This window comes from Rhizobium sp. SVR5-2C (genome assembly GCF_056755115.1).
Genome location: NZ_JBNDHT010000351.1, coordinates 1 through 367, shown reverse-complemented (window position 1 = coordinate 367; position 367 = coordinate 1). Strand labels below are relative to the sequence as shown.

At 53.7% G+C, this 367-nt stretch carries 1 protein-coding gene; it reads left to right on the top strand.

All coding sequences use genetic code 11. The features are described 5' to 3' along the window. The first annotated feature begins 24 nt into the window (after positions 1–24). The gene (locus ACPYOI_RS36035; protein ID WP_481424170.1) at positions 25–336 is read left to right on the top strand and encodes an arylamine N-acetyltransferase; all 312 of its coding nucleotides are present in this window, start codon (positions 25–27) and stop codon (positions 334–336) included. The last annotated feature ends 31 nt before the right edge of the window (positions 337–367 follow it).

The following is a 367-nucleotide window of genomic DNA, read 5'->3' as shown; positions in this document are numbered from 1 at the left end:
TGTGTATAAGAGACAGCGTTCCGGCTGACCCGTAACGCGGAGGGTGAGTATCTGCTTCAGGCACGGGTGGAGGGTAAATGGACCAGTCAGTACGGCTTTGACCTTTCTCCTCAGGAGTGGATTGATTTTGTGCCTGCCAACTACCTTAACTCCACGCACCCGGACGCCATTTTTGTGCAGAAGCTGCTCGTCGTACAGCATCGCCCTGAAGGACGCCAGATTTTGCTGGGTAACGTGCTGAAAACGATCACCGCGCAGTGCGTGGAAACGCAACAGCTGGCAGAAGATGATATTGCCTCTGTACTGAAAGATTGTTTTGCGCTGACGGTTGATTGATCCGCAGGGGGACGCTGGACTGTATCGAGTC